Annotated in this window: 4 protein-coding genes and 1 pseudogene; all 5 read left to right on the plus strand. The window is 66.2% G+C overall.

The annotated features are described in order from the left end of the window. The coding region (locus SX1_RS21690; RefSeq protein WP_019054786.1) for a type IV secretion system DNA-binding domain-containing protein at positions 1-1,346 on the plus strand (1,346 nt) is incomplete at its 5' end. Continuing rightward, the gene (gene mobF, locus SX1_RS21695) at positions 1,346-4,390 is read left to right on the plus strand and encodes a MobF family relaxase (protein ID WP_019054787.1); all 3,045 of its coding nucleotides are present in this window, start codon (positions 1,346-1,348) and stop codon (positions 4,388-4,390) included. The genes SX1_RS21690 and mobF, both read left to right, overlap by 1 nt. A gap of 50 nt (positions 4,391-4,440) precedes the next feature. Next, a complete protein-coding gene (locus tag SX1_RS21700) occupies positions 4,441-4,641 on the plus strand; it encodes a hypothetical protein (RefSeq protein WP_019054788.1) in 201 nt (66 codons plus the stop codon). Between the two features lie 17 nt (positions 4,642-4,658). Continuing rightward, entirely contained in the window at positions 4,659-5,162 is a 504-nt protein-coding gene (locus SX1_RS21705; protein WP_019054789.1) for a DUF2726 domain-containing protein, read from the plus strand. A 31-nt stretch (positions 5,163-5,193) separates the two neighbouring features. Continuing rightward, positions 5,194-5,465 (plus strand): annotated as a pseudogene (locus SX1_RS21710) (hypothetical protein); the annotation flags it as partial.

Genomic DNA, 5,465 nt, shown 5'->3' on the forward strand with positions numbered 1-5,465 from the left:
ACCCGTCTGACGGCGGCTCCTCCGAACCCTTCTGGGCGCTCGCCGCGCGCACGCTCTTCATCGAGATGTGCATCCGCCTCATGGAGCGGGGACAGACCAGCAACCTCGCGCTGTCCGAGAACCTGATGACGGCCGACCTGAAGCGCGTTCACCGCTTCCTCGCCAACACCATCGCCGATCCGCTGACCGCCCCAGAAGCGGCCCGCATGGCGGAATCGATCCGCGCCGTCTTCAACACCAACGCGCAGGTCCTGCGCTTCCTGCCGGACGAAGGTGAGCCCTTCTCGATCCGCGACTGGATCACCCGCGACAAGAAGCCCGGCTCGATCCTGTTCGTGACCTCGAACTATGTCGATCTGCCGATGAACCGGGCGCTGCTGACGCTCTGGATGGACCTCGCCATCAACCGGCTGATGACGCTGCCGCGCACGCGCAGCCTGCGCACATGGTTCATGTTCGACGAGCTCGGCGCTCTCCACCGCCTGCCCGCCATCGAGAATGGTCTTCAGACCGCCCGCGCGTTCGGCGGTGCTATGATCCTCGGCATCCATAGCTTCGAGAAACTGGTCGAAGTCTATGGCGAGCAAGGAGCGCGCAATCTCGCCTCGCTTGCCCGCTCCAAGCTTATCCTCGCGACCGCCGATCTCGACACGGCCGAGCAGTGCGCCCGCTACATCGGCAACCGCGAGGTTCGGCAGATGGATGAGGCCTATAGCTATGGCTACAACAACACCCGCGACGCCTCGACCCTGACCCCGCGCAAACAGGTCGAGCCGCTCGTCATCGCCGACGACATCACCAACCTGCCCTCGATGCACGGCTTCGTGAAGTTCCCCGACGGCTTTCCCGCGGCGCGGATCCTGCTCGAGTGGAAAGACTATCCCCAGGTCGCCCAGGGCTTCGTCCAACGGCCCGATGTCGGGCCGGTGCGGTCAAAGCGCGGAGAGGAAGCGTTCGACGAGGATGGGGCAGGGGAGGCAGGCGGGCGCGACGGCTCGTTGCAGGTGGTGGAAGAGGTGGCCGAGACCACCAATCTCGCCCGCGATCTGGCCGCGCGCATCCTGTCGGCCGAGGTCGAGGAGGAGGACGATGCCGCCCGGCGCGCGGCCCAGCGCGCCGACGATCGTGACGAACAGGCGACGCCCGGCACCCATGCGGCGGACAAGGCGGCAGCGGCGCGCACCGGCGGCGAAGAACAGCCGGTCTCCGCGCGCGACAGGGATGACCGCCGCGATGGTCATCGGCACGGCGAGACCAGCCCGCAGGTCGAGGATCTGACGCTGGTTGAGCTGCGCCAGGCTTTCGCCAGCGGCCGCGACGATGACGGCATGGATATGGGCATCTGATGCTCTCGGTCGCCGGCGTCCGCTCCGCTTCCGGTGCCGCGAACTATTTCGCGAAGGACGACTATTATACGGTCGAGGGATCCTCAGAGATCAGCCTGTGGGCGGGGGAGGGGTCGGAAGACCTCGGTCTGTCCGGCGAGGTGTCCAAGGACGCGTTCGAGGGCGTGCTCAATGGCATCCTTCCGAGCGGGGAAGCGGTCGCCCAGGTCGAGAACCGGCGCGCGGGCTACGACCTCACCTTCTCGATGCCGAAGTCGGCCTCGATCATGGCCTATGTCGCCGGCGACAAGCGCGTGCTTGAGGCCAATATGGCGGCCGTCAAGCAGACCATGGCGTGGGTCGAGAAGAACCTCGCCGAGGGGCGGCGCGACATCGAAGGCCGCAAGGTGCCGGTCCAGACCGGCAATCTCGTCTATGCGCTGTTCCAGCACGACACCAGCCGGGCGCTCGATCCCCAGGCGCATATCCATGCGGTGATCGCCAATCTCACGCGCATGCCCGACGGCAAATGGCAGGCGCTCCATGCCGACAAGCTCTGGAGCCACAACAGCATAATCGGCTCGATCTACCACGCCTTCCTGCGCGCCGGGCTCGAGCGGATCGGCTATCAGGTTGAGCTCAAGGGCAAGCATGGCACGTTCGAGATATCGGGTGTCCCCAAGGCTGTCATCGGCGAGTTCAGTCAGCGCCGCGAAGAGATCCTCGATCACGCGACGCGGTTGGGCATCAAGTCGCCCGAGGGCCTGCGCGAAATCACCAAGCGCTCGCGCGATCCCAAACTCGATGTCGAGGATCGCGCGGCGCTCAAGCAGGGCTGGATCGACCAGGCTGCGGCCCACGGCTTCGACGGCAAGGACCTGCGGGCGGCGGCCGAGGCGCGCGCAGGGCTAGCGGCTCCGGAAAGCGCCCTGGAGCGCGGCTACCGCGCCATCGTCGATGCCGTGGATGGCGCCCGCCAGACCCTGGGTGCGCTGCTTCGTCCCCAGGATCCTCTGGTGGACAACGCGCTCGCCCGGGCGGTCAAGTCGCCGGGAGAAGCACGCGCGCAGCTTGCGGTCGCGTCTGCCGTGCGCATGCTCTCCGAACGCGAAGCCGCCTGGCCCGTCAATCTGCTGAGCAAGACCGCGCTCGATCTCGGCCTCAAAGGCGTCACCGTCGACATGATCGAGAAGCGGATCGATCGGCTGGTGCAGAACCGTCAGCTCATCCCCGGCGTTGCGACCGCCGCGGATCGGACGGGCCGCATGGGCACCACGCAGGAGGCTCTGCGGACCGAAGAAAAGATCCTCGGTGCTGTCGAAGAAGGCAAAGGGAAAGCGGAGCCGATCGTGGCGGCAGCAGACGCGCCGCAGCGCTTGCAGGAAGCGGTGGCTCTGCCCCTCAATCCGGGTCAGCTTGCAGCGGCGACAATGATCCTGTCGTCGACAGATCGGACCGTGTCGGTCCAGGGCGTTGCGGGCGCGGGCAAGTCGACCATGCTCCAGGCGGTCGCCCGGGTCGCCGAAGCCGAAGGCCGATCGATCACCGGCCTCGCATTTCAGAACAAAATGGTGGCGGACCTCGGTGAAGGGGCGGGCATCAAGGCGCAGACGATCGCCTCCTTCGTCCTCGCCAATGAGCGTTTCATCACCGAGCGTGACACGCCCCGATATGACGCCGCGCGCGAGAAGCTCGCCGGCACCATGTTGCTGGTCGACGAGACGTCGATGGTCTCGAGCAACGACATGCTCAAGCTCCACCAGATCACGGCGGCCCTGGGTGTCGACAAGCTGGTGCTGGTCGGCGATCGCCAGCAGCTCTCCTCGATCGATGCCGGCAAGGCCTTCGCCATGATCCAGGTCGGCGGTGGCACCGTGGCGCGCATGGACCAGAATATCCGTCAGCGCACCGACCAGCTGCGCACGGTCGCCGCGCTCGCCAATATCGGCAAGGCCGGCGCGGCGATGAAGGTGCTGGGGGAGCGTGTCGTCGAGGCAGCCGACCCGGCGGCCGCTGCCGCCGACATGTGGCTCGGACTTGACCCGCAAGAGCGCGAGGCAACCGCCGTGTTCGCGTCGGGCCGCGATGCGCGCGCCATCATCAATCAGCGCATTCAGGACGGACTGATCGCCGAAGGCAGCGTCAAGGGCGAGGCGATCCACCTCACCGTATACGAGCGCGTCAATACGACCCGCGAGGAGCTGCGCTATGCGTCGACCTACTGGCCGGGCCAGACGCTGGAGGTCGGCCGCGGCGGTGCGCAGGACGTCGGCATCAAGGCGGGCCGCTACGACGTCCTGAAAGTCCATGCCAACGGAAAGGTTGAACTGTCGGACGGTCGCCGCAGGATCCGGTTCGATCCCCAGAAGCTTTCCCCGACCGAGCAGCGCGACCGGCTGCAGCTCTCCGAGAAGAAGGACCTTCAACTCCGCGAAGGCGACCGCATCCGCTGGACCGCCAACGACAAGGAACGCGGTATGCTCAACGCCGCTCTCGCCCGTGTCGTCGGCGTCGATGCCGATGGCGTGAAAGTAGAGACTGCAGACAAGGCGCTCGTGACGCTCGGCCTCGGTGACCCGATGCTGTCTCGGCTCGACCTTGCCTACAGCCTTAACATGCACATGGCGCAGGGGATCACCACCGACAAGGCGATCGGTGTGATGTCGTCATTCGAGCGTTTCCTGTCCAATCAGCGTCTGTTCAACGTCCTCGTCACCCGCGTGCGCGATGCCCTCACGATGGTGGTCGACGACAAGGAGAAGCTTGGCCGCCAGCTCGACATGAACCCCGGTGACAAGACCTCCTCCCTCGAGACGCTCGGTCGCCTCGACATCGACGGGAAGAAGGGACCGGGCGCTCAGACCCTCGAGAAATTCGACCCGGGCCCGATCGATGGTATCGACCTTTCGGACCTTCCACCGATTCCGACCGACCTCCCGCCGCTGCCCGATGGCGCCGCGCCCATGCCGGCCGCGAAGGCCCCGCCAGCGCCGTCCGATCTGAAGCCGGATCGCGGCGATCCATTGCCGCCGCTGCCCGAACGCAGCCTCGGCCTCGACTTGTGAATGGAGAAGCCGCCGGCGCGGTGCCGGCGGCCAAGAGAAGGAGATGAACAATGGGTTGGGAATTCGAGGAAGCCGGCAAGTTCGGCAGCGAGAAGGCGGCAAACGACTATGCCCGGCGAAACGGCCTCGATCCGCGCGACGTCCAGATCACCCGCAAGGGCGAAGAGGTCGAGCTCAACATCCGCCGCTCGGCGCTCGATGGCCGGAATCTGCGGGACAACGGGGAAGGTCGGCGCGACGGCTGGGGCTGAAGGAGAGAGCTGTGAACATGTTTCAACTTCTGGCCTCGCTCCTGCTGGTGAGCGGGCTCGTGGCGCTCGGCTGGTCGCGGCTGTCGGGCAATATTACCCCTCAGCAGCCTCTGGCGCCTGTCGCCAGGCCGTTCATGACGCAACGAGAACAGGCCATGCTGGCGGCGCTCGAACATGTGCTGCCCATGTACCGCATCCATGCACAGGTCGCGATGGGTGCGCTCCTCAAGGTGCCTTCCGTGCCTGGCCGGCGGGTCATCCCGGCAGACTGGAATCCCTTCGCGCGCAAGATCGTCGATTTCGTGGTGGAGGATCCCACCACAGGCAGGGTCATCGCTTTGATCGAGATCGACGACCGCTCGCATGATGCCGAAAAGGATCGGGAGCGCGACGCCATGACAGCCCGGGCCGGCTACCGGACCTTTCGGATTCCCGCCGGTACGGGACCGACCGTCCAGGCCGTATTCGGGGTGATCGGGCATCTTCGCGACGCGGCGCCGACCGCCGCGATCAACGGGTAGCCCGGCCATGGGACTCGATGATCGCGACTATATGCGCGAGCGCTATCGCGACCGTGCGAAGAAAACCCCGACCGGGCGGATGGAAGGCGCCTGGTTCGATTCCGTCAACCGCGGCTTCGACTATCAGCGTAGCCGGTACTGGAGCCTGCGCGGTAATGCCGGCGGGACACTGCGCTGGTTGCCCTTCGCGTTGAGCCTGCTCCTCATTGCCATTCCCTTTTTAGGGGAAGCCCAAAGGGCGGGATGGCTGCCTGACGGCGCGGCGGCAATGCCTTTCCCGGAATCGGGTTCGGTCACCGTGGC

The sequence above is a fragment of the Sphingobium xenophagum NBRC 107872 genome, from assembly GCF_000367345.1.
GTDB classification, from domain to species: domain Bacteria; phylum Pseudomonadota; class Alphaproteobacteria; order Sphingomonadales; family Sphingomonadaceae; genus Sphingobium; species Sphingobium xenophagum.